General features: G+C 72.3%; 25 protein-coding genes, 1 tRNA gene and 1 pseudogene. 16 read left to right on the forward strand and 11 right to left on the reverse strand.

Going from position 1 to position 26738, the window contains the following annotated elements; all coding sequences use genetic code 11:
• Window positions 1–52 precede the first annotated feature (52 nt).
• On the reverse strand, window positions 53–1195 hold the full coding sequence (locus OG928_RS17920) for an MBL fold metallo-hydrolase (protein WP_406284843.1): 1143 nt from the start codon (window positions 1193–1195) through the stop codon (window positions 53–55).
• Window positions 1196–1606: 411 nt separating this feature from the next.
• Here OG928_RS17920 and OG928_RS17925 point away from each other — a divergent pair, with 411 nt between their 5' ends.
• Window positions 1607–3037 (forward strand): WGR domain-containing protein, encoded by a 1431-nt coding sequence (locus tag OG928_RS17925; protein WP_406284845.1) that lies wholly within the window; start codon window positions 1607–1609, stop codon window positions 3035–3037.
• A 91-nt stretch (window positions 3038–3128) separates the two neighbouring features.
• On the opposite strand, the gene OG928_RS17930 is transcribed toward OG928_RS17925, so the two are convergent.
• The 3 genes from OG928_RS17930 to OG928_RS17940 form a co-directional block, all read right to left on the reverse strand.
• On the reverse strand, window positions 3129–5078 hold the full coding sequence (locus tag OG928_RS17930) for a phosphatidylglycerol lysyltransferase domain-containing protein (protein WP_406284846.1): 1950 nt from the start codon (window positions 5076–5078) through the stop codon (window positions 3129–3131).
• 275 nt (window positions 5079–5353) lie between these two features.
• Window positions 5354–5776 carry an ATP-binding protein gene (locus OG928_RS17935; protein WP_406284848.1) on the reverse strand — a complete coding sequence of 141 codons (423 nt, stop codon included), beginning with the start codon at window positions 5774–5776 and terminating at the stop codon, window positions 5354–5356.
• 126 nt (window positions 5777–5902) lie between these two features.
• Window positions 5903–8035 (reverse strand): bifunctional glycosyltransferase 87/phosphatase PAP2 family protein, encoded by a 2133-nt coding sequence (locus OG928_RS17940; RefSeq protein ID WP_406284850.1) that lies wholly within the window; start codon window positions 8033–8035, stop codon window positions 5903–5905.
• A gap of 198 nt (window positions 8036–8233) precedes the next feature.
• Between OG928_RS17940 and OG928_RS17945 the strand changes: the two genes are divergently transcribed.
• The 3 genes and pseudogenes from OG928_RS17945 to OG928_RS17955 all read left to right on the forward strand — a co-directional run.
• A complete protein-coding gene (locus OG928_RS17945) occupies window positions 8234–8809 on the forward strand; it encodes a GNAT family N-acetyltransferase (RefSeq protein ID WP_406284852.1) in 576 nt (191 codons plus the stop codon).
• Between the two features lie 175 nt (window positions 8810–8984).
• A complete protein-coding gene (locus OG928_RS17950; protein ID WP_406284854.1) occupies window positions 8985–9269 on the forward strand; it encodes a hypothetical protein in 285 nt (94 codons plus the stop codon).
• A 146-nt stretch (window positions 9270–9415) separates the two neighbouring features.
• Window positions 9416–9667 (forward strand): annotated as a pseudogene (locus OG928_RS17955) (transglycosylase family protein); the annotation flags it as partial.
• Window positions 9668–9957: 290 nt separating this feature from the next.
• Here the strand turns inward: OG928_RS17955 and OG928_RS17960 are convergent.
• Together OG928_RS17960 and OG928_RS17965 are read right to left on the reverse strand one after the other, a co-directional pair.
• Window positions 9958–10029: transfer RNA gene (locus OG928_RS17960), tRNA-Val, on the reverse strand.
• Between the two features lie 81 nt (window positions 10030–10110).
• Complete coding sequence (locus tag OG928_RS17965; RefSeq protein WP_406284856.1) at window positions 10111–10398, reverse strand: hypothetical protein; 288 nt, start codon at window positions 10396–10398, stop codon at window positions 10111–10113.
• A 218-nt stretch (window positions 10399–10616) separates the two neighbouring features.
• On the opposite strand from OG928_RS17965, the gene OG928_RS17970 reads away from it, so the two are divergent.
• The 3 genes from OG928_RS17970 to OG928_RS17980 are packed head-to-tail and all read left to right on the forward strand — an operon-like array spanning window position 10617 to window position 15342.
• Complete coding sequence (locus tag OG928_RS17970) at window positions 10617–11870, forward strand: exonuclease SbcCD subunit D (protein ID WP_406284858.1); 1254 nt, start codon at window positions 10617–10619, stop codon at window positions 11868–11870.
• Window positions 11867–13948 (forward strand): AAA family ATPase, encoded by a 2082-nt coding sequence (locus OG928_RS17975; protein ID WP_406284861.1) that lies wholly within the window; start codon window positions 11867–11869, stop codon window positions 13946–13948. The genes OG928_RS17970 and OG928_RS17975 overlap by 4 nt, the downstream gene beginning before the upstream one ends.
• Window positions 13846–15342, forward strand: coding sequence for an ATP-binding protein (locus OG928_RS17980; RefSeq protein WP_406284863.1), 1497 nt, complete (start codon window positions 13846–13848; stop codon window positions 15340–15342). The genes OG928_RS17975 and OG928_RS17980 overlap by 103 nt, the downstream gene beginning before the upstream one ends.
• 37 nt (window positions 15343–15379) lie before the next feature.
• Here the strand turns inward: OG928_RS17980 and OG928_RS17985 are convergent, their stop codons facing one another.
• Entirely contained in the window at window positions 15380–15817 is a 438-nt protein-coding gene (locus OG928_RS17985; RefSeq protein ID WP_406284865.1) for an ATP-binding protein, read from the reverse strand.
• 265 nt (window positions 15818–16082) lie between these two features.
• Here OG928_RS17985 and OG928_RS17990 point away from each other — a divergent pair, with 265 nt between their 5' ends.
• The gene (locus OG928_RS17990; protein ID WP_406284867.1) at window positions 16083–16289 is read left to right on the forward strand and encodes a DUF397 domain-containing protein; all 207 of its coding nucleotides are present in this window, start codon (window positions 16083–16085) and stop codon (window positions 16287–16289) included.
• Between the two features lie 3 nt (window positions 16290–16292).
• Here the strand turns inward: OG928_RS17990 and OG928_RS17995 are convergent, their stop codons facing one another.
• The 4 genes from OG928_RS17995 to OG928_RS18010 all read right to left on the reverse strand — a co-directional run bounded on the left by OG928_RS17995 (window position 16293) and on the right by OG928_RS18010 (window position 18590).
• Window positions 16293–16847 (reverse strand): Dabb family protein, encoded by a 555-nt coding sequence (locus tag OG928_RS17995; RefSeq protein ID WP_406284869.1) that lies wholly within the window; start codon window positions 16845–16847, stop codon window positions 16293–16295.
• Window positions 16844–17230, reverse strand: coding sequence for an NIPSNAP family protein (locus OG928_RS18000; RefSeq protein ID WP_406284872.1), 387 nt, complete (start codon window positions 17228–17230; stop codon window positions 16844–16846). Before OG928_RS18000 ends, OG928_RS17995 begins: the two co-directional genes overlap by 4 nt.
• The gene (locus OG928_RS18005) at window positions 17227–18135 is read right to left on the reverse strand and encodes an LLM class F420-dependent oxidoreductase (protein WP_406284874.1); all 909 of its coding nucleotides are present in this window, start codon (window positions 18133–18135) and stop codon (window positions 17227–17229) included. The genes OG928_RS18000 and OG928_RS18005 overlap by 4 nt, the downstream gene beginning before the upstream one ends.
• 209 nt (window positions 18136–18344) lie before the next feature.
• Entirely contained in the window at window positions 18345–18590 is a 246-nt protein-coding gene (locus OG928_RS18010; RefSeq protein WP_406284876.1) for a hypothetical protein, read from the reverse strand.
• Between the two features lie 168 nt (window positions 18591–18758).
• On the opposite strand from OG928_RS18010, the gene OG928_RS18015 reads away from it, so the two are divergent.
• The 8 genes from OG928_RS18015 (at window position 18759) to OG928_RS18050 (ending at window position 26696) form a co-directional block, all read left to right on the forward strand.
• Window positions 18759–19925 (forward strand): glycosyltransferase, encoded by a 1167-nt coding sequence (locus OG928_RS18015; RefSeq protein ID WP_406284878.1) that lies wholly within the window; start codon window positions 18759–18761, stop codon window positions 19923–19925.
• Between the two features lie 93 nt (window positions 19926–20018).
• Window positions 20019–20690, forward strand: coding sequence for a GntR family transcriptional regulator (locus OG928_RS18020; protein ID WP_406291055.1), 672 nt, complete (start codon window positions 20019–20021; stop codon window positions 20688–20690).
• A 142-nt stretch (window positions 20691–20832) separates the two neighbouring features.
• Window positions 20833–21957, forward strand: coding sequence for a TIGR03364 family FAD-dependent oxidoreductase (locus tag OG928_RS18025; RefSeq protein ID WP_406284879.1), 1125 nt, complete (start codon window positions 20833–20835; stop codon window positions 21955–21957).
• 57 nt (window positions 21958–22014) lie between these two features.
• The gene (locus OG928_RS18030; RefSeq protein WP_406284881.1) at window positions 22015–22692 is read left to right on the forward strand and encodes a phosphonatase-like hydrolase; all 678 of its coding nucleotides are present in this window, start codon (window positions 22015–22017) and stop codon (window positions 22690–22692) included.
• Between the two features lie 27 nt (window positions 22693–22719).
• Entirely contained in the window at window positions 22720–23796 is a 1077-nt protein-coding gene (locus tag OG928_RS18035; protein WP_406284883.1) for a 2-aminoethylphosphonate ABC transporter substrate-binding protein, read from the forward strand.
• Between the two features lie 71 nt (window positions 23797–23867).
• Window positions 23868–25013, forward strand: coding sequence for an ABC transporter ATP-binding protein (locus OG928_RS18040; protein WP_406284884.1), 1146 nt, complete (start codon window positions 23868–23870; stop codon window positions 25011–25013).
• A complete protein-coding gene (locus OG928_RS18045) occupies window positions 25010–25912 on the forward strand; it encodes a 2-aminoethylphosphonate ABC transporter permease subunit (RefSeq protein WP_406284886.1) in 903 nt (300 codons plus the stop codon). The genes OG928_RS18040 and OG928_RS18045 overlap by 4 nt, the downstream gene beginning before the upstream one ends.
• Complete coding sequence (locus OG928_RS18050; RefSeq protein WP_406284887.1) at window positions 25893–26696, forward strand: ABC transporter permease; 804 nt, start codon at window positions 25893–25895, stop codon at window positions 26694–26696. Before OG928_RS18045 ends, OG928_RS18050 begins: the two co-directional genes overlap by 20 nt.
• The last annotated feature ends 42 nt before the right edge of the window (window positions 26697–26738 follow it).

Genomic DNA, 26738 nt, shown 5'->3' on the forward strand with positions numbered 1-26738 from the left:
CGGCGCTTGAGGCCAAAGCAAGCCCGTCCGGCGTTTGAGGACCCCCCACCCCTCAAGCCGCCGGCACCGCCGCCGCGGACTCCCGCTCCACCACCGCCACCGAAGCCCACCGCGCGGGCTCCGCCGCCACCTCACGCCACCACGGCTCGACGTCGAGCCCATCGACGAGCCCAGGCTCGACCAGCGCCCCGGGACGCGGAACCACCAGCCCGCTGCCCTGCGCACGGGCCGCCGCCATCGACCGCTCGGCCGGCTCCTCCCACGCGTGCGGCGCGAGGTCGAACGTGCCCCAGTGGATCGGCAGCATCAACCGCCCGTCGAGCTCGACGTGGGCCCGCACCGCACCCTCCGGGTCCAGATGCACCTCGGGCCACGCCTCCGCGTACGCCCCGGCCTGAATCATCGTCAGGTCGAACGGCCCGTGCTCGCGCCCGATGTCGGCGAAACCCGGGAAGTAGCCGCTGTCGCCGCTGTGGAAGACCCGGTGCCGCGGCCCGGCGACCACCCACGACGCCCACAGCACGGTGCCCAGCACGCGCGCGCCGCGATTGCAGTAGTGCCGGGCCGGCGTCGCGGTGAACGTCAGGCCCGCGACCTCGCCCGCCTCGTGCCAGTCCAACTCGGTGATCCGGTGCTCGAGGACGCCCCACCGCTCCAGGTGCGCGCCGATGCCCAGCGGCACCACGAACTCGACGTCGCGCTTGGCGAGCGCCTTCACCGTGGCCATGTCGAGGTGGTCGTAGTGGTCGTGCGAGATCACCACGACGTCGAGCGCCGGCAGGTCGGCGAACCGCACCGGCACCGCGTGCAGCCGGGCGGGGCCGAACGCGACCGACGGCGAACAACGCGTGCTCCACACCGGATCGAACAGAACCCGTCTGCCGTCCAGCTCGGCCAACACGGTCGCGTGCCCGAGCCAGCTCACCCGCAGGCCGGTCTCCGGCGCCCGCGCGTAGTCCAGCGGGGACGGCGTCACCAACGGGATGGCGCCGGCCGGGCGGCGCAGCCCCGAGGCGGCCTTCTGGGCGCGCAGCATCTTGCCCATCGCGCCGGGGCTGCCCCGGCGGGTCGGCACGGGGTTCTGGAACGCGCCATCCCGAAAGTGCGGCGATCTGCGGATCCGCTCCAGGCGCTCGCCGGTGGGCCTGGCGCCGAAGGCCGCAGGGCCCAATGACGTGAAGATGTGCCCGGCCACATGGACTCCTCGGGCAAGCGGGGCCTTCGGCCGACCGTTTTGGGGCCGGACCGGCGACCGGTGATCGGGATGAGTGGAGATTAACCCGGGGTCCGGCGCTGAAACGTCGTCCCGGGGGAGGGACTCCGCCGGTCGCGGTCCTCCCCGCGGAGTAGGTGATCGGCCGCGCCACGATCGTTTTGCCCGACAACGGCCCCGTCGATCCCGGGTTGGCCCGTCCGGGTGAACCACCCTCCTGCCGCCCTCCGGCAATCCACGCGCCGTCCGCCCACCGGCTGTCGGCTCGCGTGAGTAGGGTCGAGCCATCGCCACAGGGGATGACGGGGCATCAGTCCCCTTGTATGGCAGGGTTTTCCCGCCCCGTCACGGCACATTCGCACACCCGTCAGACCAGCCGACCGAGGAGTCGTCATGTCCGAGACCCGTACCTACCTCGAGCTGTCCGAAGAAGGCGACGGCGCGCACAAGTACTACGAGGTCGTCGTGGACGGCGCCGATGTCACGGTCACCTACGGCCGGATCGGGGCGAAGGGCCGAACCGACACCACGACCCACGCGAGCCCGGAGAAGGCCGCCGCGGACGCGAAGAAGAAGGTCGCCGCCAAGCTGCGCAAGGGCTACGAGCCCGCCGTACAGGGCGTGCGTCAGCCACGCTCGATCACCCGCCGCGAGATCGTGTCCCGCCCGACCACGGCCCGCAACTCGGCGCCGGTGCTGTGGCGCTACCGCACCGGGTCGTCCGCGTTCGGCATCTTCGTGGACGCCGAGCGAGTGCTGGTCGGCAACCAGCGCGGCGACGTGTGGTTCCTCGACCACACCGGCGACGTGACCGGCCGCTACCAACTGCCCAACGGCGTCAAGTGCATCGTCGCGGACGACTCGTGGATCTACGCCGGGTGCGACGACGGCAACGTGTACGACGTCGGTGGCAAGGCCCCGCGCGTGGCGTACGAGATCACCGACAACATCGACATCTACTGGCTCGACATCCACGACGGCGTGCTCGGCGTGTCCGACTCCAACGGCGGCTGTACGACGATCGACCACGAGGACGAGTCGCTGTGGGCCGCCGCGACCGCCGGCACCGGCGCGTGGATGGTGCGCTGCGACGAGAACGCGATCTACCACGGGCACAGCGCGGGCGTGCAGGCCTTCGCGGCCGGCGACGGCAAGCCGCTGTGGCACACCCGGACCAAGGGCGGCGTGCTCTTCGGGTGGCAGGAGAAGGACGACGTGTACGCGGGCACCTCCGGCAACAAGGTGCACCGCATCGCGAAGTCCGACGGCACGATCCGCACCACGTACGACTGCGACTCGTCGGTGTTCTCGTGCGCGACCGCCGAGAACGGCAAGTACGTCTTCGCGGGCGACAGTTCCTCGACGGTGTACTGCTTCGCCGCGGACGGCAAGCGGCTGTGGAAGCTGGGCACCACGTGCGGCTCGGCGTACTCGATGCAGTACCACGACGAGCGGCTGTACATCGTCACCACGGACGGCTCGCTGGCCTGCATCGACGTGAGCGAGGCGGCCATCGAGGCGGCCCAGGTCGGCACCGTCCCGCAGGTGCGCGACGTCAAGGCGGCCACCATCGAGGCGGTCGTGCCGACCACCGAGGTGGCGACCACGACCGACGCCGGCACCGGCGTCGTGGTCGAGTGCGTCGACCAGGGTGGCGGCCGACTGCGCGTGCACGTCGTGACGCCCGGCTACGAGAACGGCTGGAACGTGCAGTTCCCGAAGAACGTGCGCGTCGCCGGCGCACGCTACGTCGTGGACGCGGTGCGGCCGGCCGACCGCGGCGGGTTCTACCGTGTGCGCGGCGAGATCCGGCGCCTGGTCTGAGCCGAGCGGCATCCGAGCCGACCACGCGAAGGGCGGCGCTCCCCGGTGGGAGCGCCGCCCTTCGGCGTCCTTCGGCCACGCGTCGGAGCCGTCAGGGCTGCTTGTGCTCGGCCGGCTCGCGCTGCTCGGCGACCCATCCGGTCAACGGCGGGGTCGCCTCGGCGGCCTTGCGCTTGGCCAGGACGGCGGCGCGCTGCTCGTGCCGGCGGCCGAACAGCTGGGGCAGGGTCGGGGTGGTCAGGAAGCCCTCGGCCCGGGCCGCCGCGATGCCGATCCGCGGCAGCTCGCTCGCCTTGCGGAAGCAGATGTAGCGCGGCTCCCAGATCGGGCGGTACTTCTCGTTGGCCCGGTACAGCGACTCGATCTGCCACCAGCGCGAGAAGAACACCAGGACGGTGCGCCACAGCCGCAGTACCGGGCCGGCGCCCAGCTTGTTGCCGCGCTCGAACACCGAGCGGAACATCGCGAAGTTGAGCGAGATCCGTTCGATGTCGATCGGCGAGGACACCTCGGGCTCCGCCTCGGCGGGCTTGCCCTTCCCCTTGCCCTTGGCGGGCTTGGCGTTCGCGGCGGCGTACGCCTTCGCGCCCTCTATGACGTCGAGCACCATGAACTCGATCAGCCCGTTGTCCGAGTCGCGGTCGCGGCGCATCAGGTCGAGCGAGACGCCCTTGCAGCCCCACGGCACGAAGCTGAGCACCGCGCGCAGCCGGCCCTCCTCGTCCATGCACTCGACCATCAGGCAGCGCCCGTCGTCGGGGTCGCCGAGTCGGCCGAGCGCCATCGAGAAGCCGCGCTCGGTCTGCCCGTCCCGCCAGTGGTCGGCGAGGTCGAGCAGCTCGCGCATCTCGCTCTCGGGGATGTCCTCGTGCCGGCGCACGCGCGTCGTGTACCCGGCCCGCTTGACCCGGTTGTACGCCTGCCGGACGCCGCGCATCGCGCGACCCTCCAGGCTGAACTCGGCGACCTCGACGATCGCCTCGTCGCCCAGTTCGAGCGCGTCCAGGCCGTGCCGGGCGAGAATCGTGCCGGCCTCCTCGCTGGCGCCCATCACCGCCGGGACCCACGCGCGGTCCTCGGCCTCGGCCAGCCAGCGGTCGATCGCGCCGGGCCAGGCCTCGGGGTCGCCGATCGGGTCGCCCGACGCGAGCGAGACACCGCCCACGACCCGGTACGCCACCGCGGCCTTGCCGCTCGGCGACCACATGACGGCCTTGTCGCGCCGCAGCGCGAAGTAGCCGAGCGAGTCGCGCTCGCCCTGCTTGTCGAGCAGCTCGCGCAGCAGCACCTCGTCGTCGGGGGTGAGCAGTTCGCGTCCCTTGGGCGCGCGGAAGAGCACGTACAGGACCAGCAGGAACAGTCCGAACCCGGCGATGTTGATGACGATGTCGACCCAGCGCGGGACCGAGACCGTGTCGAAGTCGCTGTCCGGAGCGAGGGTGAACACCCGCAGCACGGCGTACAGGATCCGGTCGCCCAGGGCGGAGTCGGAGATCCGGTCGGTGGCGGACACGAGCGTCGAGCCCAGGACGACGCCGACGGCCCCGCCGGCGGCGAGCACGAGCCCGGCCTTGAGCACGTTGCCCCGGTCACCTTTGGCGCCGAACTCGGCGAAGCTCAGCCCGAGTGCGACGCACACGAGCAGTGTGATGCTCGTCGAGAACCAGTTGAACGGGTGTTGACGCAGCTCGTCGAACCACAGCGCCCAGATGTAGACGGCCGTGGAGGGGATGAGCAGGATCGCGGTGAACGCCCACGCGGCGCGTTTGCGCCGACCGAGCATGATCGCGAGGAACGCGGCGAGCGCGGCCGACGTGAAGCCCGACGTGACGAGGAACGGGGTGTAGAACTCGCCCGTGTCGTGGTGTCGCACGCGGTCGCGCAGCGGGACCGAGATCGCCGAGATGAAGTCGAGCGCCGCCACGATCCGCAGGTACCAGATCAGTACCCCCGCCGCGATCCCGCGCACGCGCTCGGCAGCCGGGGTGCCGGTGCCGTTCTTGTTGTGGCCGTTCGCGGCGGCCCGCGTCGTGGCAGACACCGTGCTCCTCGGTTGTGGGGTGATGGAAGAGTCTCCTGTGTCCTATGTCCAGGATTGCGACTCTTCGTAACGCTCGCAGAACAGCGTAGACACCCACGAAGTGTTTGGGATGCGCACGACGGCCCTTTGGTACGTCATCCCCGGGAGGGATCTCCGATCGATTGCTAATCCCAATGGTGGAGAAACCCGGTGCGGACAAACGGCGGGGCCGGTGCGGCATCAATGGACACGCCGCACCGGCCCCGCCGGTTTCACTGGGATTCGAACAGGTTGAATCAGCCGCTCAGCGGGAGCCCGCCCAGGGAGGGAACGGCCGGAGCCGCCGGAACGCCGCCGCTCGTGAGCTGACCGGCGGCGGGAGCCGCCTGACCGAGCGTGTCGCCGGCGGCCGGAGCGGCCGCCGCAGCGCCCTCGCCGACCGTCTCGTTCGCGCCGGACGCCGTGGTCCCGGCGGTCTGACCTGCGGTCTTGGTGGCCGCGGGGAGGCTCTGCCGGGCCGCCCCACCGGCCGCGTCGCCGGCACCCTCCGAGGCGGCGGGCACCTTGTCGGCGAGCCCGCCGACGTCCGGCTGGGTCAGCCCGCCGAGGCCGCCGGTGGGCAGTTCCGTCGCGTGCGCCGCGGAGGCGCCCAGGATCGGGGCGGCGCCGGCGGCGATGAGCAGCGCGGCCTGGGCTACGCGGCGCGAGATGTGCGACATGGTGCTCCTCGTGGTGTCACTGGAAGTCGGGCCCCTCCGGCACCGACCACAGTGACTACCGCTCGAAGCATCATCGGGATGCGGGCTTTGTTGGCAAAGTATTGGCAATGTCGGGGTGTGTGATCACTATTTGTGACTGACGGGTTGTTTGTCAGGATCATCTGTGACGTCGGAATTACTCTGCTTTGACTCCAACGAATGGGTGATCACCAGCGACTCCCGACCCTGCGTCGGTAGCGCTGTGCTATCCCCGGCCCGGGCATCGGCGGCGACCGCTGCCGAGCCGGACGCCGCGGCCGGCTCGACCGAGAAGGCCGAGCGTCCGGTCAGCATGTACTGCACCGCGAAGCCGAGCATGACCACCGCGGCCCCGCCGACCGCGTCCATGATCCAGTGGTTCGCGGTGCCCATCACGACCAGCGTGGTCGACAGCGGGTAGAGCAGGCCCAGCCAGCGCCAGCCCTTCGGGGCGATGGCCAGGATCATCAGGCCGCACCACAGCGACCAGCCCACGTGCAGCGACGGCATCGCCGCGTACTGGTTGGAGATCTTGGTGAGCGCGCCGAAGTCCGGATTGTTCAGGTCCTGCACGCCGTGCACGGTGTCGATGTAGTCGTAGCCGGGCATCAGGCGCGGCGGCGCGAGCGGATAGAGCCAGAAGCCGACCAGGCCGGTGATCGTGGCCACGCTCAGCACGGTGCGGGCCGAGCGGTAGGCGGCCGGCTTCCGGATGTACAGGATCGCCAGGATCGCCAGCGGCACGATGAAGTGGAACGTCGTATAGAAGAAGTTCATGCTGCTCTGCAGCCAGCCGACCTTGGCCACGTAGTGGTTCAGGCCCCGCTCGACGTCGATGTGCAGGAACTTCTCCAGGTCGATGATCTGCTGCGCGTGCGTCTCGGCGACCTTGCGCTGGTCCGGCACCGACGCGCGGATGAACGAGTAGACCTGGTAGCCGACCCGGATCATCAGCAGTTCGAGCAGCAGGTTCGGCCGGGTCAGCGGCCGCCAGCCGAACGGCAGCGCCGGGACCCAGGAGAACCGGCCCGGCGCCGCGACCGCCTGCGGAACCGGCAGCGGGGCCCACTTCTCGGACGCCTTGGTGATGAACGGGACCACGCACGCCGACGCGATCGCCAGCAGCAGCGGTCCGTTGTCGGCGGCCACCCTTATCGCGGACAGCCGGCCGGGGATCAGCGTCTCGCTGTCGAACGTCATGATTATGAAGACCGCGACCGGCCACACCATGCGGTCGGTCTGCTTGGCGCCCAGCCGTCCGGCGGCCAACAGGAGGATCCACAGCTGTTGGTGCTGCCACGACACCGGGGCCACCGCGACCATCACGCAGCCGGCGAGGGCGACGCCCAGGACCGCCTGGCCGTCGCGGGCGTAGGCCACCGCACGCGGCAGCCCGAACCACAGCACGGCCACCGACAGTGCGACCACGAGGGTGATCTCCAGCGGGCCCGAGAGCCCGATCCGCAGCAGCGCGCCGTGCAGCGACTGGTTCGACAGCGCGTCGGCGTCGCCGCCCAGGCCTGCGCCCGCGACGTGGTGCACCCAGTAGGTGAACGAGTCCTGCGGCATCGCGGACCACGCCAGCGCGGTACACGCCGCGAACGTGCCGGCCATGGACGTGGCCACCCGCCGCTTGCCCGTCATCCACACGTAGACCGCGAACAGCAGCATCGCCGGATGCAGCGCCGCGGCCACGCCCGCCGCGACCGCGGCGACCTTGCCCGGCGCCGGCTTGAGCATCGCGGGCAGCACGAGCAGCACCGGGAGCAGGCTCATCTGCCCGAGTGAGAGGTTGCCGCGCACCGGCAGGGACAGCACCAGGAAGCTGATCGCCAGCGGCGCGGCGAGCAGCCGTGCGCGCCGGGTGCCGAACACCGGGAGGGCATGCGTGACCAGCACCCCGATCGCGGCGACGATCAGCAGCGTCGCGACGGTCCACGCGACGCCCAGGGCGTGCTCGGCCGCGTTGGTCAGCGGGTGCAGCACCCAGCCCGCGAACGGCGTTCCGGTGAACGAGGTGCCGCGCGCTTCGGTGTCGTACAGGGAGCCGGGCAGGTGCAGGACGCCCTGCGGACCGAGCCACGCGTCCAGATCGGGCAGCCTGCGGTCCTGGGGTTGGTCGAGTACCTCGTTGGCCTGCCGAATGGCGACGCATGCGGCGAGCAGCCACAGACCCACCAGGGCCAGGGAGATCCTGGTCCTTCGTATGTCCAGCAGCCGGCGAACGCCTGCCCTCACCATGTGCGGCTTCTCCCGTTTTCCTATGGCTTGTCGCCTGATGGGCCTCGATCCGTGGCGGGTCCACCGGGTTGTCACGCTTCGGACACCTTGTCACCGCCCGAGCGCGACCGAAAGCGGAGGGCCCCTCGCCGAACCCGCGTCGTACGCTCGGGGGCGGCATGGAAGACCTTGCCGAATCGACGAGGGGCGAGAACAACAATGGTGCCGCAGGACGCGTCGACACGAGCGCAGGAGTCGCCCGCAGGGCTCATCCCCGTCTCCTTCCGTCAAGCCGGATCAGCCGATATCCCTGCCCTCGTGGCGCTGATCGAGTCCGCCTATCGGGGAGACGAAAGTCGTCAGGGCTGGACCACCGAGGCCGATCTGCTCGAAGGGCGGCGCACCGACCCGGACGGGGTCGCGGCCGTGCTCGACGGGGCGGACAGTGTGATGTGGACAGCCGAGCACGACGGCGCGCTGATGGGCTGCTGCCAACTGGAGCGTCGCGCGGACTCGGTCGTCTACTTCGGCATGTTCGCCATCCGGCCGGGCCACCAGGGCGGCGGACTGGGGCGGACGCTGCTGACCGAGGCCGAGCGGGTCGCGGCGAACGTGTTGGGCGGCAAGTGGATGCACATGACGGTGATCAACGCGCGCGAGGAGCTGATCGCCTGGTACGAGCGGCGCGGATACCGCCGTACGGGTGTCATGTCGCCGTTCCCGTACGGCGACGACCGGTTCGGTGTGCCGCTGCGCGACGACCTGGAGTTCGAGCTGCTGACCAAGGAGCTGTGAGCGCGGCGGGCTCGATCGGCCTCGGCTCTCCCCGGGTCGGTCCCGCGATTCCCCCGATTCGGTGATCACTTTGCCTGGTCTTCGGTAGACCGGCGCCTTCGCGTCCGGATCGTGACAGCATGGGTGTTCGGGGATAGTTCGGCCCCGACACCGGTCGCCTGGGGGAGTCGAAGCCGTGTCGCACCACGAACCGCCTTATGCGCAGCAGCCGCCTCCACCGCAGCGCGGCGGCCGGCGGACCAACCCGTTGATCACGCTCGTGATCGCGCTCGTGGTCGTGGCGGGTGTGGTGACCGCGATCATCCTGATGACGCGTGGGGACGACGACGACGGCGATCCCAAGAAGACCCCCGGCACGCAGGCCCCGCAACAGCCCGGACTGCCCTCCGGGTTGCTCCCGTCCGGCCTGATCCCCTCCGACCTGGACATCCCCTCGGGCCTGCTGCCGGATCTCGGCTAGGGCGTTCGCGGTCCCCGGACACGCCCCGGCGGTGGGTTCGTTCTCCTGTGTGCGTTGGGGCAGTCGGGTGATTTCGCGGCATGCCGCGGCCTCGGTCCCGAAATCGGGTCGGGTGCTGCCTACCGTCGACTGACATGGCCTTCAAGATGATCGGATCATCTGTCCTGTTAGTGCTCGCCGGTGCCGTGAGTGCCGGGCTCGTCGTGGGGGCGGCCGCCCCCGCGGGCGCGGTCTCCGACGACACGTGGGACCGGATCGCGGACTGCGAGAGCAGCGGTCGCTGGAACCTCAACACCGGCAACGGTTACTACGGCGGACTCCAGATCCTGCCGAGCACATGGGACGAGGCGGGCGGGCAGGAGTACGCCACCCGCCCGGACCTGGCCACCCGCCGGGAGCAGATCATCGTCGCCGAGGAGATCCTGTTCATGCAGGGCTGGGAGGCCTGGCCGCAGTGCGCCCGGCAGATCGGCCTGCTCGGCGCGAAGTACACCGTCAAGCCGGGCGACACACTGTCGTCGGTCGCGCGCGACCTGGGCGTGGTCGGCGGGTGGCCGGCGCTGTACGAGGCGAACCGCGACGTGATCGGCCCGGACCCGGATCTGCTGATCCCGGGGACGGTCCTGAACGTGCCGAGGACCGCTTACCGAAGCGGCCCTCGAATGATGCGGATCGAACAGATGATGGGTGCTCACGACTGGGATCGAACCAGTGACTTCCTCGGTGTGAACGAGGCGCTCTCCCGCTGAGCTACGCGAGCATGCGTAGGTTGCGTGCACATCCTAGCCAGTAGTGCGTGAGTGGGTCGCCCCCTCCCCGTGTCGGGGCGGCCCGCTCGCGCTCACCGCCCTTCGGCGGAGTCTCCACAGTGCGGCTTCTCGGGTGGTCGGTTCAACCGGTTTTTCCCACCGGGCCGGCCGTGCAGGGCCACGAGCAGGCCGGACAGACCGAACACCAGGGTGGTCAGCGGCGCCGGCCGGCGGAGCAGCCCGATCAGGTCGACATCGGCGGAGAATCCGTACAACCGGCCCGCCGCCAGACACAGCACGGCACCGGCGACGGCGCAGACCGCGCAGGCCGCGAGCGGGGCCGGGATCGAGCGCCTCCGGTCGGTGCGTTGTGGTGTCACGACTGACTCCCGAACGGGATGGTGGAGCTTTCCCCCAGCCTGTCGGGAGGGCCCGCGCCGGACCAGGGAGCTGCCTGGTGGATGGGGGGTGGGGCAAACCCCACCCCGGACCGGGCGTGGCCCCGGTCCGGGCCGCGATCCGGGAAACCCCTGCCGTGTCGGTGTCGTGTGCCTATCCTGGGCTGCCCTGTGATCGCCGACCGGAGGCGTCCCGCTCCATGAAGTTGCTGCACGCCGCCGACCTGCACATCGACAGCCCGCTGCGGGGGCTTTCGAGCTACGAGGGGGCACCCGCGGAGGAGATTCGCGGCGCGGCGCGGCGGGCCGTGGCCAACCTGGTCGACCTGGCCCTCGCCGAGTCCGTGGACGCCGTGCTGCTGGCCGGCGACATCTACGACGGCGACTGGAAGGACTACCACACCGGGTTGTTCTTCACGGTGCAGATGCGGCGCCTGGACGAGGCCGGCATCCCGGTCCTGCTGGTCGCGGGCAACCACGACGCCGAGAGCCGGATCACCCGCGAACTGCGGCTGCCGGACAACGTGCACCGGTTCTCCACGATGCGCCCCGACACCGTCGCGTTCGAGGACATCGGGCTCGCCGTGCACGGTCAGGGCTTCGCGATCCGGGACGTGACCGACAACCTCGCGGTGACCTACCCCGCGCCGCGCGGCGGGATGTTCAACGTCGGGCTCCTGCACACCGCGCTGGCCGGGGCCGAGGGCCACGCGACCTACGCGCCGTGCAACGTCGGCGACCTGGTCTCGCGCGGCTACGACTACTGGGCGCTCGGCCACGTGCACGCGCGCGAGGTCGTGCACGAGGCGGAGCCGTGGATCGTCTTCCCCGGCAACATCCAGGGTCGGCACGCGCGCGAGACCGGGCCCAAGGGCGCGACCCTGATCACGGTCGGCGACGACGGCCGGGCCACGATCGAGCACCGCGACCTCGACGTGGTGCGCTGGGCCCGGCTCGACGTGGACGCGTCCGGCGCGACCGGGATGGAGGACGTGCTCGACCTGGTCCGCCATCGGATGGCCGAGGAGCGGGCCGCGGCCGGCGACCGGCTGCTCGCGACCCGGGTCCGGGTGACCGGCGCCACCGACGCGCACGAGGCGCTGTGGCGCGACGAGAGGCGGTTCGTCTTCGAGAGCCGCGCGCTCGCCGGCGAATTCCCCGGCGTGTGGCTGGAGAAGGTCCGCCTGGAGACCCGGCACGTCGATCTCGGCGACGCCGGGCCCGAGTTGCCCGCGCTCGTGGACGACCTCGCGCGCACCGCCAAGGCGTTGCGCGCCGACCCGAGTGCGCTGGAGCAGCTCGTCCGCGGGGTCCCGGGGCTCAAGACGCTCGATCCCAAGGTCGCCGAGGAGGGCATCGCGCCCGCGGACGCGGCCTGGCGCGCGGATGTCTTCGACCAGGCCGTCGACCTGCTCACGGCGATGATCACCGGGACCGACGGGGAGCCCGCATGAGGATCGACCGCCTGGATCTGACCGCGTTCGGCTGCTTCACCGACCGCCGGATCGAGCTCGGCGCACCCGGCGTACACGTGGTCGCGGGCCCCAACGAGGCCGGCAAGTCCACCGTGCGGCACGCCCTCGACCAGCTCCTGTACGGGATAGACCGGCAGACCTCGTACGACTTCGTGCACGCGATGCGCGATCTCAGGCTCGGCGCGCTGGTGCGGGACGAGCGCGGCACGGTGCTCGACATCGTCCGGCACAAGCGGGACAAGAATCCGCTGACCCGCGCGGACGGCACGGCTCTGGCCGAGGCCGAGCTGACCCGGCTGCTCGCCGGGGTGGGCCGCGACGACTTCCGGCACGTGTTCGCGCTGGACCACGCGGGCCTGCGCGAGGGCGGGGCCGAGCTGCTCCGGGGCGAGGGCGACGTCGGCCGGGCCCTGTTCGAGTCGCGTTCCTCGGCCCGGCTCGGCGAGGTGCTGACCCGCCTGGAGGAGCGGGCCGCCGAGCTGTACAAGACGCGCGGCAAGAACCAGCGGATCAACGCGGGCCTGACCGAGCTCGTCCGACTGCGCAAGCGGGTCCAGGAGGACGGGCTGGCCCCGGCGGTGTTCGGCGAGGCGGTCAAGGACGTCCAACGCGCCGAGGAGGAGCGCGACCGGCTCGGCCGGGACCGCACCGAAGCGCGGATCCTGGTGGCCCGCCTGGAGCGGGTCCGGCAGGCGCTGCCGGTGCTCGCGCGGCGGAACGAACTCGGCGGCGAGCGGGACGAGTTGATCGCGATGGGGCGGCCGGCCCCGGACGGGCTCGCGGCGGAGCTGGCGGCGATCGACGAGCGCGTGCGGGACGCGGCCGCCGAGGCCGAGCGGGCCGGCCGGGATCTGGCCGAGGCCCGCCGCGAGTCGGCCGAAGTGGTGGTGGACGGCGCCCTGTTGGCGCGGGCCGCCGCCGTCGACGCGCTGCACGCGGACATCGCCGCGATCCGCGACGCGGTCCGCCTCGCCGACGACGCCGAGGGCGAGGTGCTGGGGGCTCGTGAACGGGCCGCCGAACTGCTCGCCCGGGTGCGCCCCGACCGGGCCCTCGACGACCCCACCGCCTACGACGTGCCGGCCGGTGTCGGCGAGCGGGTCACCGCGCTGCGGGACGCGCTCAAGGGGTGCGAGGCCCGGCTCGCCGGCGCGGCCGAGCAGGTCGCGCACCGCGACGCCCGGTTGGCCGCCGCGCGGGCGGCGTGCGAGCTGACCCCGGCGCCCGCCGACCCGGCCGTGCTGCGTGCGCTGCTCAAGGCCGTGCCGGGCAACCTGGTCGACGACATCGCGCGGGCCGAGCAGCGCGTCGCCGATCTCGAGCGCGAGGCGGGCGACCTGCGGGCGCGGTACGGCCTCGACGGCGTCGACGCGCTCGCCGCCGACGGTCCCGCCCGGGTGCGCCTGCCCGGCCGCGAACGCGTCGCCGACCACGTCGAACAGGTGACGCGGGTGCGGGACGAGCTGGCGGCCGCGACCTCGGCCGAGGACGAACTGCTGGCCGAGCACGACGCCCGGCGGCGGGAGCTGGACGTGCTGCTGAGCGCCGAGCCGCCGCCCACCCCCGCCGAGTGGACCGCCGCCCGGGCCGAGCGGGATCGGTTGTGGACGCTGATCTGCGCGAGCCCGCCGCTGACCGACGACCGGATCGACGGGTACGAACGCGCGGTCGCGGCCGCCGACGAGATCGCCGGGCGGATCGCCGCCCGGGCCGGCGACGCGATCCGCCGCGGCCGACTGGAGGTGGACGTCGCGCACGACGGGCCCGCGCTGGCCCGACTGGCCGACCGGCGGGCCGAGCTGACGGAACGTCAGGCACAGCTCGTGGCCGGGTGGACCCGCGCGTGGGGCCGGCCGGGATACCCGCCCCGGACCCGCACGACGCCGCCGCGCTGCTCGACGCCGTCCGCGACCTCGCGGGGATCGAGACCGAGGCACGCACCGAGCGCGCGCGGTTGGAGGGGCGCCGCCGGCATGCGGCCGAACTCGTCGAGGCGTTTCGCGCCGCGCTGGCCGAGTCCGGCGCACCGACCACCGCGAGCGGGCTGGCCGCGCTGATCGAACAGGCCGACGCCCGCCGCGACGCGCTCGGGGACGCGCTGCGGGTGCGCGACGCGAAGGTCGCCGCCGTGCGCGAGGCCGAGACCGAACTCGCCGAGGCCCGGGCCGAGGTGGCTCGGGTGGAGCGCGAGCGCGCCTCGTGGGACCGGAGCTGGCACGACCTGGTGCACGGCCTGGACCTGCCCGAGGGCGGGCCGGACGCGGTCGCCGAGGCGGTGGCCACGCTCGCCGAGGTCGCCGCGACGGTCGGACACGGGGCGGAGGCGGAACGGCGTCGGGTCGGCGCGGCCGACCGGATCGCCGGCTTCGGCACCCGCGTGGCCGAGGTGTTCGCGGCCTGCGCCCGCCCGGTCCCCGCCGACGAGGACGGGCGCCCGCCGTTCGCGGCGGCCACCGCGTTGTACGAGGAGCTGACCCGGGCCCGCAGCGCCGCCGAGGCACGGGCAAGGCTCGCCGAGCGGATCGCCCGCCTGGAGCACGCCGTCGCGGCGGCGCGCACCGAGGCCGACCGGGCCGGGATCGAGCTGGCCGCGCTCGTCGCGTCCGCGGACGCGGGCGATGTCGCCGAGCTGCGGGCCGCCGTCGAGCGGTCCGCCCGGGTGCGCGAGGTCGAGCGGGCGCTGACCGAGCACCGCGCGCTGCTGTCGCCCGAGATCGAACAGGAGGCCGCCCGCTACGACCCCGAGGAACTCGACATCGAGGTCGAGGACGCCGCGCGCCGAGCCGAGGAGGCCGAGTCCGCGTACGCCGCGGCCGGCGAGACGCTGGGCCGGCGCCGGCAGGTCGTGCTCGACATGGAGCGGGAGTCGGTCGCCGCCGCACGCGCACAGGAGGAGGTGGCCGGCACGGTCGCCGCGATCGCCGAGGACACCGAGGAGTTCGTTCGGCTGCACCTGGCCCGCGAGGTGCTGCTGCGCTGCATGGAGGACTACCGCAAGGAGAACCAGGCCCCGGTCCTGGCCCGCGCGGAGGAGGTCTTCACCGCGCTCACCGCCGGCCGCTTCGATCGCCTGATCGTGGAGACCGACGGGCGCAAGGGCGCGCCGGTGCTGCGCGCGCGCCGCGCGGCCGGCCCGGCGGACGGGTCGGTCGGCGTGGACGAGATGAGCGAGGGCACGCGCGACCAGCTCTACCTGGCGCTGAGGCTGGCCTCGCTGGACGCGTACGCCGACGCGGGCCGGGCGATGCCGATCGTGCTCGACGACATCGCGATGACGTTCGACGACGGGCGCACGCGCGCGATGCTCACGGTGCTCGACGCGATGGCCGACCGGTTCCAGGTGGTGCTGTTCACACACCACCCGCACCTGGGCCGGCTCGCCGTGGACACCCTCGCGCCCGGTCGCGCGCACATCCACGAACTTCCGGTGTACACGGCGCCGTCGGCCTGATCCCGGTTTCGGGGGTCGGGGGGGCATCGCGAGGGGGTCAGGCGGTCATCGCGAGCCGAAAGCGCACGCACTTGCCGCCGGGCTCGGGGACCGACTCCCAGCCGTCCGCCAGCGACTCGACGAGCAGCAGCCCGCGGCCGCCGGTGTCGTCGTCGGTCGCCTCGACCACCTCGGGCGTCCGGGGGTCCGTGTCGTGTACCTCGATCCACACGCACGATGTGCCGTCGGGCGTGCGATCTCGGCGCACCACGACGCTGAACGGGCGGCCCAGGCCCGCATGGCGTACGGCGTTGGTCGCCAGTTCGGAGGCGAGGAGTACGGCGATGTCGGACAACGCGTCGAGGTCCCAGACCGTCAGCGCCACGCGGACATGCTCCCGCACGGCGGACACGCACGCGGGCATCGCCGGCAGCGTGATGGTCGGGCTGACCTCGTCCTCTGCGTCCGCCACTTCCGGATCGGCCAGGGTGGTCATGCTGCTACCTCCTGTTGCGTGGGCTGCGTTTGCCCCCGCAAGCGGCCCCGCCCCGTCCCGTCGCTTTAAGTGATCTTGTCAGCGCGTAAAGTGAGGGTGCTCGGTAGGATGCTCCTCGAAACCCGGCGGTGCAACTCTCGCCGCCACTCAGGTGTCCGCGTGTACACGGTTCACTCGATCGGGCGATGTCCCTGGCCCTCACATGGAGGATGCGGGTTCGTGTCGCTCGCCGACGGGACCTCGATCAGTCAGGGGTGACGGGCCGATGGCGACCTTGTCGCGGGAAACTCACGCGCCGACGTGGCGACGGAGCACGTACAGCAGCGTGCAGGGGAACTGCGTCGAAGTCGTGGGTCGTCCCGCCCGGGTGGTGGCGGTGCGCGATTCGAAGCAACGCGGCTGCGCGGTCCTGCGGTTCACCGATCGCGAATGGACCCACTTGTTGGTTGCCCTTGTCGGGCAACGGAGTTGACGATCAGTCACCCTCCGTAGGCGTGATCACCGGCGACTCGCTCCAGCGGAAGACGTGGGCGAGGCGCGGCTCGACGATCGCGCCGGGTACCTCGCCGTCGAACCAGCGGTCCACGTGCGCCCAGTGGTACGGGTTCAACAGGTACTCGCCGGTCAGGCCCTCGACCGTGGCGTACTCCTGCTCCCACGCGTGCGTCCACGGCGTCTCCGCCGCCGCGTGGTCGACCCGCGAGAGCGCCCACGAGCGAATCGTCGTGATGTGCTCGGGCATCGCCATCAGATCCGACTCGAACTCCGCGAGCACGTCGGCGGGCGTGCCCGCGCGCACGGTCAGCAGCAGAGTGCGCTTCACACGCGGCCCGTCGAGCGGTACGAAGCGGGCGCGGATCGGCCGCAGCGCGACCGCGTCGGCCGTCCCGGGACGCTCGGGAGCGGCGTCGGCGTCGAGGTCCCACGAGTAGCCGAGCCCGCCGACGCTGCCCGGCAGGTCCGGGCCCGCCGACCCGCGGATGCTTCCGGGATCGGGCATGGTCGGGGCGAGGACCACCCATCGGGTCATGCGCTTGCTCCGCTCGGGTGGGCGAGGGTCTCCCGCGCGGGGGTGTCCGCCGCGGTCCTGGACAGCGGCAACGTCGGTTGCAGGGCCCGGCGCTGCCGGTCGACCGCGTAGCCGTCGGTCGCGGCCCAGAACGCCGCGACGCTCGGATCGGCCGCGGCCGCGCCGCGCATCGCGTAGAAGGCGCGGATCCCCGGGAGGGCCCACAGGATGTGCACGGTGGTCGCGTCCCGGCCCGAGGGGGAGCGCCACACCCGTTCGAGCCGCATTCCCCGGCGTTGCGCGCCCGGGAGGTAGCGATCGTGGAACTGGCCCAGCCACAGCGCGACCTGATCGTTCGTCAGGGTCACGTGGTCGAGGATGTGCACCTCGTCGTCGGTGCTCACAGCTTGTCCAGGATGTTCTCGCGGTACTGCCCGATCCGGTCTCGCAACGCGTCGAGCCCGCGCGGACCGGCGAGTTCGGCCGGGTTCGGCGCGAACACGAGTCGGGTGGCGCCCGCGTCGGTGAAGCGGCGGACCCAGTTCACGTCGTGTTGCAGGTCGCGGTCGCACGAGCCGGGCCACGCGGTGATCTCGACGGCGTCCTCGGCCCGACCGGCCGAGCGCGCCGACGCGCGCAGCAGCTCGGCACGTGTCGCGAACTCGTCGGGGGCGATCGTGTACGGGAACCAGCCGTCGCCGATCCGGCCCGCCCGACGGACGGCCGGCTCGCTGTTGCCGCCCAGGATCACCGGCACGGCGCCGGTCTCCGGGCGGGGCAGGCAGTGCACGCGCTCGAACGAGGTGAACCGGCCGTGGAAGGTCGCCGGGGCGTCCGCCCACAGCGCGCGCATCGCGCCCACGCACTCCTCCAGACGGGCGCCACGCTCGGCGTACGCGGCGCCGACGGCGGCGTACTCCTCGCGCTGCCACCCGATGCCCAGTCCCAGCATCAACCGGCCGCCCGAGTGCCGATCGATCGTCGCGGCGCGCTTGGCGAGCACGACGGGGCTGTGCAGGGGCGCGACGACCATCGCGGTGCCGAAGCGAAGTGTGCTCGACGCGCCCGCGAGGAACGCGATCGTCTCCAGCGGATCCGGCATCGGCACCACGCCCGCGGCGCTGGGCGTACGACCGGAATCCGAGTAGGGGTAAAGGGGTTCGTAGTCCTCGGCGACCACGACGTGTTCGACGGTCCAGGCCGACTCGACCCCGCACTCCTCCAGCGTGCCCGCGAAGTCGCGCAGGAAGCCGCCCGAAGTGATCAGACCGTCCGCGAAGGGCGCCATCACGCCCAGCTTGATCGCCATTCTGACGCCCTTTCAGATCCCGTGTCCGCACCTTGCCTCGGCCGGCGTGCGAGTGCAAGACCCGACCGACGGTGTCGTTGGACACGCCGGGTCGGGGCAGGTGGGAGGGGAGTTCGGCGGCATGACGCGGCCGCGTGCGCCCGCCATCGGGGCGCGGGCGCACGCGGTCTGTGCGGGCGGGCGGAAGGGGCCGAACGGGCGAGCGCGGACTAGCCGAGCTCGACGAGTTCGTCGTGGCGGTAGAGCGGGCGCAGCCCGTCCGCGAAGCGCACCGAGTACCACTGGTACGGCGACAGCGGCGGTCGGTGCGCGTCCGCGAAGACCTCGCACACCTCGCCGATGTGCCCGGTGCTCAGGCCCACCTGTACACGTACGCGGGTGCCGACCTCGAAACCCTGCCAACGGGTGGATCCGCCGCGAGTGTGGTCCGGGATCCTCGTCGTCGCGTCGCTCATGACGAGCACCGCCCTTCTGCCGATGGGAAGTTGACACTGTCGAGAACTCGTCCCTTTTTCCGGTATCGGCTCCGGCGGACCCGCGCTTGAGACGAGGACTCCTTTCGCGCGCGGACTTCACCCGGAAGGAGCGCCCGAGTGGCGCGGTCGAGCCGGCAGGCTTTCGCTGTGGACGTCTTGCTGTGGATCACCGCCGTGTCCGGTCTCGCCTGGATCCATCTGACGCTGTTCCACGGGTGGTTCTGGCGCACCGACGTACGGCTCGCGGCGCCCCCCGTCACGCCGTCGGGCGCCGCGTCGGTCGCGGTGATCGTGCCCGCGCGCGACGAGGCGGCGGTGCTCGGCGACAGCCTGCCCACACTGCTCGCGCAGGACTTTCCCGGCCGGGCGACGGTCGTCCTGGTGGACGACGGCAGCACCGACGGCACGAGCGAGGTCGCGCGGCGTCTGGGTGCGGCCGTCCGGGTGCCGCTGACGGTGACCTCGCCCGGCGAACCGCCCGCGGGCTGGACCGGGAAGCTGTGGGCCCTGCGGCACGGCGTCGAGTCGGTCGGCGACGTCGACTGGATCCTGTTCACCGACGCGGACATCGCGCACGCGCCCGACTCGCTCGCCCGCCTGGTCGGCGAGGCCGAGCGGGACCGGCTCGACCTGCTCTCGGTGATGGCCCGGCTGCGCACGCACACCCGCTGGGAGCGGCTGATCGTGCCGGCCTTCGTGTACTTCTTCGGCAAGCTCTTCCCGTTCCGCCGGGTGAACCGACCCGGCTCGCGCACCGCGGCCGCCGCGGGCGGGTGTGTGCTGGTCCGGCGCACGGCCCTGGAGCGGGCCGGCGGCGTCGCCGTGATCCGCGACGCGGTGATCGACGACGTGTCGCTCGGCACCGCGATCAAGCGCGCGGGCGGCCGGATCCGGCTCGTGCTCGCGGACGGCCCGATCCGGCACGTGGACAGCGTGCGCCCCTACCCGGCGTTGGCCGACCTGTGGAACATGGTGGCGCGCAGCGCGTTCGCGCAGCTGCGGCACTCGTGGCTGCTGCTCGCGGGCACGGTCGTCGGGCTGGCCCTGGTCTATCTCGCCGCGCCGGTCGCGCTGGTCGCCGGCGGCATCGGCGGCGACGTCCCGCTCGCGCTGCTCGGGCTCGCGGTGTGGGCGCTGATGAGCGCGACCTACGTGCCGATGGTGCGGTACTACGGGCGGCCCGCGATCGAGGCCGTGCTGCTGCCCGTCGCGGCGACGCTGTACCTGGGGATGACCGTCGACTCGGCGATCCGGCACGCGCGCGGGCGGGGTGCCGCGTGGAAGGGTCGAACGTACCCGGCCCCGGCCGAATAGGCTCCGTTCGTGCCCAGTCCAGACTCCACGGCCCGCCCGTATCGCGACGGCGTTCCCGAACACGGCCGTGTGCCCAAGTCGTACACGGTCAAGATGCGCCTGCTCCAACTCATGGACGAGTTGGGCGAGGACGCGCTGCTGCCCTCCGAACGCGAACTCGCGGCGACCTACGGCGTCGCGCGCAGCACGCTGCGCGCGGCGATCGGCGAATTGGTGATGGAGGGCCGGCTGCGCTCGGCCCGCGGCCGGGGTACGTACGTCGCGCCGCCCAAGCTCATGCAGCCGGTCAGCCTCGGCAGTTACACCGAGGCCGTCCGCTCGATGGGGCTGACCCCGACCCGGCGCGTGGTCACCCTCGAACACCACGTCGCCCAGCCCGACCTCGCGACCCGATTGCGGATCAGGCCGGGGGACCTGACGGTCCATCTGGAACGGGTGCTGCTCGCCGACGACGAGCCGATCGGTCTGGAGAGCACCTACCTGCCGCTGGACCGCTTCCCCACCCTCCTGGACGTGCTGCGCCCGGAGGGATCGCTCTACCTGTGCCTGCAGAAGGACCTGGGCGTGGTCTTCGCGGAGATAGACGAGACGGTCGAGACGGTGCTGGCCGCGCCGCGCGAGGCGCTGCTCCTGGAGACCAACCCGGCGTTGCCGATGCTGCTGGTCATGCGCACCTCGTACGACCCCGACGGGGTGCCCATCGAGCGGGTCCGGGCGCTGTTCCGGGGCGACCGGATGGGCTTCGCGACGCGGCTGCGCGCGTAGCCGGGCGTGGCTTTATAACGAGAAGATAACAGGTTCGGACCTTAATGGACTGTTCATCCGGACGACATACGGCCTCCGCATGCTCGGCATCGACCGCTCCCAAGCTGGTCGCATTCGCCCCCGAGAACCACGGAGGAAGCCGGTGCGAGTCATAGTCGTCGGAGGTGGCGTGCTGGGGACCATGCACGCCTGGCAGGCCGTCGACCGAGGCCACGAGGTCGTGCACATCGAGCGCGAGCGCGAAGCGCGCGGTGCCTCGGTGCGCAACTTCGGCCTGGTGTGGATCGGTGGCCGGTCGAGCGGCGACGAGCTGGACACCGCACTGCGGGCCCGCGAGTTGTGGGAGCGGATCGGCGCCGACGTGCCCGGTACCGGCTTTCGCCCGGCCGGCTCGCTCACCGTGTGCCGGGGCGCCGAGGAGGTCGCGGTGGCCGAGGCGGCCCTCGCGCTGCCGGACGCCGCCGAGCGCGGCCTCAAACTGCTCGCGCCGCACGAGGCCCGCGGCCACAACCCGGCCCTGCGCGGCACGTTCGACGCGGCCCTGTGGTGCGAACGCGACGGCGCGGTCGAGTCCCGGGTCGCACTGCCCGCGCTGCGCGCCCACCTCGCGGCGACCGGCCTCTACACGTGGCTGCCCGGGCGCGAGGTGCGCGACCTGCTCGTGACCGGCACCGGCGTCCGCGACGACCACGGGCACACCCACGAGGGCGACCTCGTCGTGCTGTGCACCGGCGCGTGGCTCACCGGCCTGGTCCGCGAACTCGCCCCCGAACTCCCGGTCCGGCGCGTGCGGTTGCAGATGATGCAGACCGACCCGTTGGGCGAGGCATTGACCACCGCGGTGGCCGACGGGGACAGCTTCCGCTACTACCCGGCCTACGCCGGCACCGCGCTCGACGCGCTCGGGGCCGCCCGGCCGCAGGGGCCGGTGGCCACCGAGCACCGCATGCAGCTGCTCATGGTCCAGCGCCTCGACGGCGGGCTGACCATCGGCGACACGCACGAGTACGACGAGCCGTTCGCGTTCGACGTCGACTCCGCGCCCTACGAGCACCTGGTCGAGGTCGCCGAGGGGCTGCTCGGCCGGCCGCTGCCGCGGATCCGCCGGCGTTGGGCCGGCGTGTACGCGCAGACCGTCGACACGACACGCGTCGTACACCGCGAGGAGGTCGCCCCGGCGACCTGGCTGGTCACCGGCCCCGGTGGGCGCGGAATGACCTGCTCACCCGCGATCGCCGAACACACCGCGAACCTCGCCGGTCTCTGACCGGCCTCCGTCGCCTCCAGCCCCGCCCGCCTCCGACAGCCCACGGGAGCACACCTCATGACGCACTATCAACTCGCCGTACTGGACATGGCCGGCACCACCGTCGCCGACGACGGCCTGGTGGTCGAGGCGTTCACCCGCGCGATCGGCGCGGCCGGCGTCGAGCCGGGAAGCACCGACTACGACCGCAAGCTCGCCTACGTCCACGACACCATGGGCGAAAGCAAGATCACCGTCTTCCGGGCCCTGCTCGACGACGACGAGGAGCGGGCGCGAGCCGCCAACCTCGCGTTCGAGGCGGCCTACGCCGACCTCGTCGCGGCCGGCCGGTGCGCGCCGATCGAGGGTGCCGAGGACACGATCCGCGCGCTGCGGGCGGCCGGCGTCAAGGTCGCGCTCACCACCGGGTTCGGCCGACCGACCCAGGACGCCATCCTCGCCGCGCTCGGCTGGACCGATCTCGCCGACCTGACCCTGTGCCCGGCCGACGCCGGGCGCGGCCGGCCGTACCCGGACATGGTGCTCACCGCCGTGCTCCGCCTGGCCGTCGAGGACCTGCGGGCGGTCGCCGTCGTCGGCGACACCGCGTTCGACGTGCTGACCGGCCTGCGCTCCGGGGCCGCCGTCGCCGCCGGCGTGCTCACCGGCGCCCACGATCGGGCCGCGCTCGAAGCGGCCGGCGCCACCCACGTACTCGGTTCCATCCGCGACCTCCCAGCCCTGCTCCAGGGCTGATCCGTGTTCTCGAAAGGGCGATTCCCCATGCGACGCATCCTCGGCCTCACCGCCGCGGCCACCGTGGTCGTGCTCTCCGCGACCGCCTGCGGCGGCACCGGCGGGAGCGGCTCGGACGACACCAAGCCCGCCGCGAACGCCGCCCCCGCCAAGGGCTCCGGCAGCGTCACCGTCTACTCCGTGGACGGCCTCGCCGACTGGTACACCAAGCGGTTCGCGGACTTCGAGAAGAAGACCGGGATCAAGGTCAACCTCGTCGAGTCCGGCTCCGGCGAGGTGGTCACCCGGATGGAGAAGGAGAAGGGCAACCCGCAGGCCGACGTCGCGATCACGCTGCCGCCGTTCATCCAGCGCGCCGCGCAGGCGAACCTGCTGACCGCGTACACCCCGGCCGGCGCCGAGAAGGTGCCCGCGGGGTCGAAGGACGCGCAGGGCCGCTACGTCGCCGTGGTGAACAACTACGCGTCGTGGATCCACAACCCGGACACCGCCAAGCCCGCGCCGACCAAATTCAAGGACCTGGAGGACGGCCGGTTCAAGTCGAAGCTCCAGTATTCGACGCCCGGCCAGGCCGGTGACGGCACCGCCGTGCTCATCCAGCTCCAGCACCTGTACGGCAAGGACGCCGCGCTCGCCTATCTCAAGAAGATCGAGTCGAACAACGTCGGCCCGTCCTCCTCCACCGGCAAGCTCCAGCCCAAGGTGAGCAAGGGCGAGCTGAGCGTGGCCAACGGCGACCTGCAGATGAACCTCGCGTCGATCCACAACGACAAGTCGAACTTCAAGGTGTGGTTCCCGGCCGACGACGCCGGCAAGCCCTCGACGTTCGCGCTGCCCTACTTCATGGGCCTGACCTCGGGCGCGCCGCACGCCGACGCCGGTCGCAGGCTCATGGACTACCTGCTCTCCACCGACGCGCAGAACGCGGTCTCCGTCGAGGCGCTCGGGCTGCCCGCGCGCGAGGACGTCAAGCCCACCGACGCGAACGCCGCCGAGATCACCAAGGCCCTGGCGGGCGTGGAGATCTGGACCCCGGAGTGGGACACCGTCCTCAAGGACCTGGACGCGGACCTGGTCGCGTACAACAAGGCCGTCGGCCGCTGACCCGGCGCAGCCCGTGCGCCCTCGAGCAGACCCGTACACCCGAGAGAACCGCGGACAGGGAGGGAACCCGCATGACCGCACCAGCCATCGAGCGCACCGAACAGGTCGCCGCACCCACGGGCAGGGATGGATCGGCGATCGGCATCCAGGATCTGACGGTCCGTTATGGATCCGTCGTGGCCCTGGAGGGGCTGAGCCTGGAGGTCGCGCGCGGCGAGACGCTCGCGCTGCTGGGCCCGTCGGGCTCGGGCAAGTCCACCGCGCTCAAGGCGGTCGCGGGTTTCCTCCGGCCCGCCTCGGGGCGGGTCACGCTCGCCGGCCGCGACGTGACGTACGAGCCGCCGAACCGGCGCGGCATCGGCGTCGTCGTGCAGAACTACGCGCTGTTCCCGCACATGCGGGTCGCGGACAACGTCGCGTTCGGCCTCAAGGCCCGCCGCGTACCGCGTGCCGAGGTGGCCCGCCGGGTCGCCGAGACGCTCGACATGGTGGGCATGGCGGGCTACGCCCGGCGCTATCCGCGCGAGCTGTCCGGCGGGCAGCAACAACGGGTGGCGATCGCCCGGGCATTGGCGATCCGGCCGCCCGTACTGCTGCTGGACGAACCGCTGTCCGCGCTCGACGCGACGCTGCGCGCCGACCTGCTCGGCGAGTTGCAGCGGCTGCGGGCCGACCTGCCGGACGTCGCGATCATGTACGTGACGCACGACCAGACCGAGGCGCTCGCGCTCGCCGACCGGATCGCGGTCATGCGCGACGCCCGACTCGTGGACCTCGACGCGACGGACCGGCTGTACCGGCGTCCGCCGAGCGAGTTCACCGCGTCCTTCCTCGGCGCGGCCAACCTGCTGCCCGCCGACGTGTCGGCGACCTGCGCGGCCGGGGACGACGCGGTCCGGGTCGTGGTCGGCGGGCTCACCGTCGTCGCCGACCCCACGTGCGCGTTCACCAAGGGACAGCGGGCGATGCTGGTGGCCCGTCCGCACTCCCTCGGCGTGACCGCGGTCGACCGACCGGGCACGCTGCCGGCGCGCCTGGTGGCGACCCAGTGGCGCGGCGCCGACTACCGCCTGACGTGTGTCCTCGAAGGCGCGGCGGAGTCGGAGATCCGGATCGACGTCACCGACCTCGGCGCGGTGCCCGCGCTCGGCGAGCGGCTGGGCGTCGCACTGCCGAGCACGCCGTGCGTCCTGGTGCCGACGGGGGCGTCCGGATGACCGCCACGCTCGCCGAGCCGCCGGTCGCGATCGAGTCGGTCGCGACCGGTCGGAGCCGCGGCGGCGCATCCCGTGCGCTGTGGGTGCTCCCGCCGCTCGTGCTCGCCGCCGGGTTCTTCCTCTATCCGCTCGCCCTCGTGGTCAAGCAGTCCTTCGTGGACAAAGAGGAGAACGTCGGCTTCGACGTCTGGCACGCCGTGCTGACCTCGCCCTCGTTCGGCGACGCGCTCCGGAACACGGTCGAGATCGCCGTCCTGTCCACGCTCGGCTGCCTGGTCGTCGGGTTCTTCCTCGCCCTGGTGCTGTCGTTCGTCCCGTTCCCCGGCGCCCGCGCGGTCGGCCGGATCGTGGACACGGTGTTGGCCTTCCCGTCCTTCCTGATCGCGCTGGCCTTCACGTTCCTGTACGGCACGGCGGGCGTGGTGAACGCGGCGGCGGACAAGCTCGGCCTCGGCGAGCCGCTCGTGGGCTTCCTCTACTCACCGTGGTGCGTGGTGCTGGCCGAGGTCACCTTCTATACGCCGTTCGTGATGCGCCCACTGCTCGCCGCCTTCGCGCTGGTGCCGCGCGACCGACTCGACGTCGCGGCCTCGCTCGGCGCGGGACCGCTGCGGGTGATCCGGCAGGTGCTGCTGCCCGAGGCATGGCCCGCACTGGCGGCCGGCGGCAGCCTGACCCTGCTGCTCACGCTCAACGAGTTCGGCATCGTGCTGTTCATCGGCGCCAAGGACGTCACGACGCTGCCGATGCTGGTGCACGCCAAGGGCGCGGTCACGTTCGACTACCCGGGCGCGTGCGTGGTCGCGGTGGTCGAGGTCGCGCTGTCGCTGACGCTGTACTCGGTGTACCGATTCGTCTTCTCCCGGACAGGAGCAGGCCGTGCTGGTCTGGTCGCGTAGCGGGCGCGCCCTCGTCTGGGCGCTCTTCGCACTCCTCTTCGCCCCGCTCGTACTCGCCCCGCTCGCGATCCTGGGCATCGCCGCGTTCGCCGGCGACTGGAACAGCGTGCTGCCGGCGTCGTGGACGAGCGAGAACATTCGCGAGGCCACGGCGGGCACCAACCACGACAGCCTCGTCGTCAGCATCGAGACCGCGCTGGGCGCGTCGCTGATCGCGATCGTCGTCGGCACCTGGGCCGCGATCGCCGCGCGCACCGCCCCGCGCTTCGTCCGCCGCCTCACCGACGCGGTGTTCCACCTGCCGGTGGCGGTGCCCTCCGTGGTCGTCGGCCTCGGCATGCTGGTCGCCTTCAGCGACGGCCCGATCCTGCTCAACGGCACGAAGTGGATCGTGATCGCGGCGCACGCGGTGCTGGTGGTGACGTTCGCGTACTCGACCGTGTCGGCCGGACTCGACCGCACGGACGCGGCGTTCGCCGACGTCGCGGCCTCGCTCGGGGCGGGCGCCGCGCGGGTCATGCTGCGGGTACGGCTGCCCATGCTGCTGCCGTCGATCACGGCCGCGGCGAGCCTGGCGATCGCCCTGTCGATGGGCGAGGTCGGCGCGACGATCATGGTCTACCCGGCGGAGTGGCGCACGCTCCCGGTCTCGGTCTTCACCCTCACCGACCGCGGCAAGGTCCTGCTGGGCTCCGCCGTCACCGTGGTGCTGCTGGTCGCGACGCTCGTGGTGCTCCTGGTCGTGGGGCTGTTGAAGGGCCGCGTGGAGGAGCGCGAGCGATGACCGCCGGCATGGCCGGTGGTGAACGCCGTGCCGAGTCCGCTC

This window comes from Embleya sp. NBC_00896, from assembly GCF_045207785.1.
GTDB lineage: Bacteria > Actinomycetota > Actinomycetes > Streptomycetales > Streptomycetaceae > Embleya.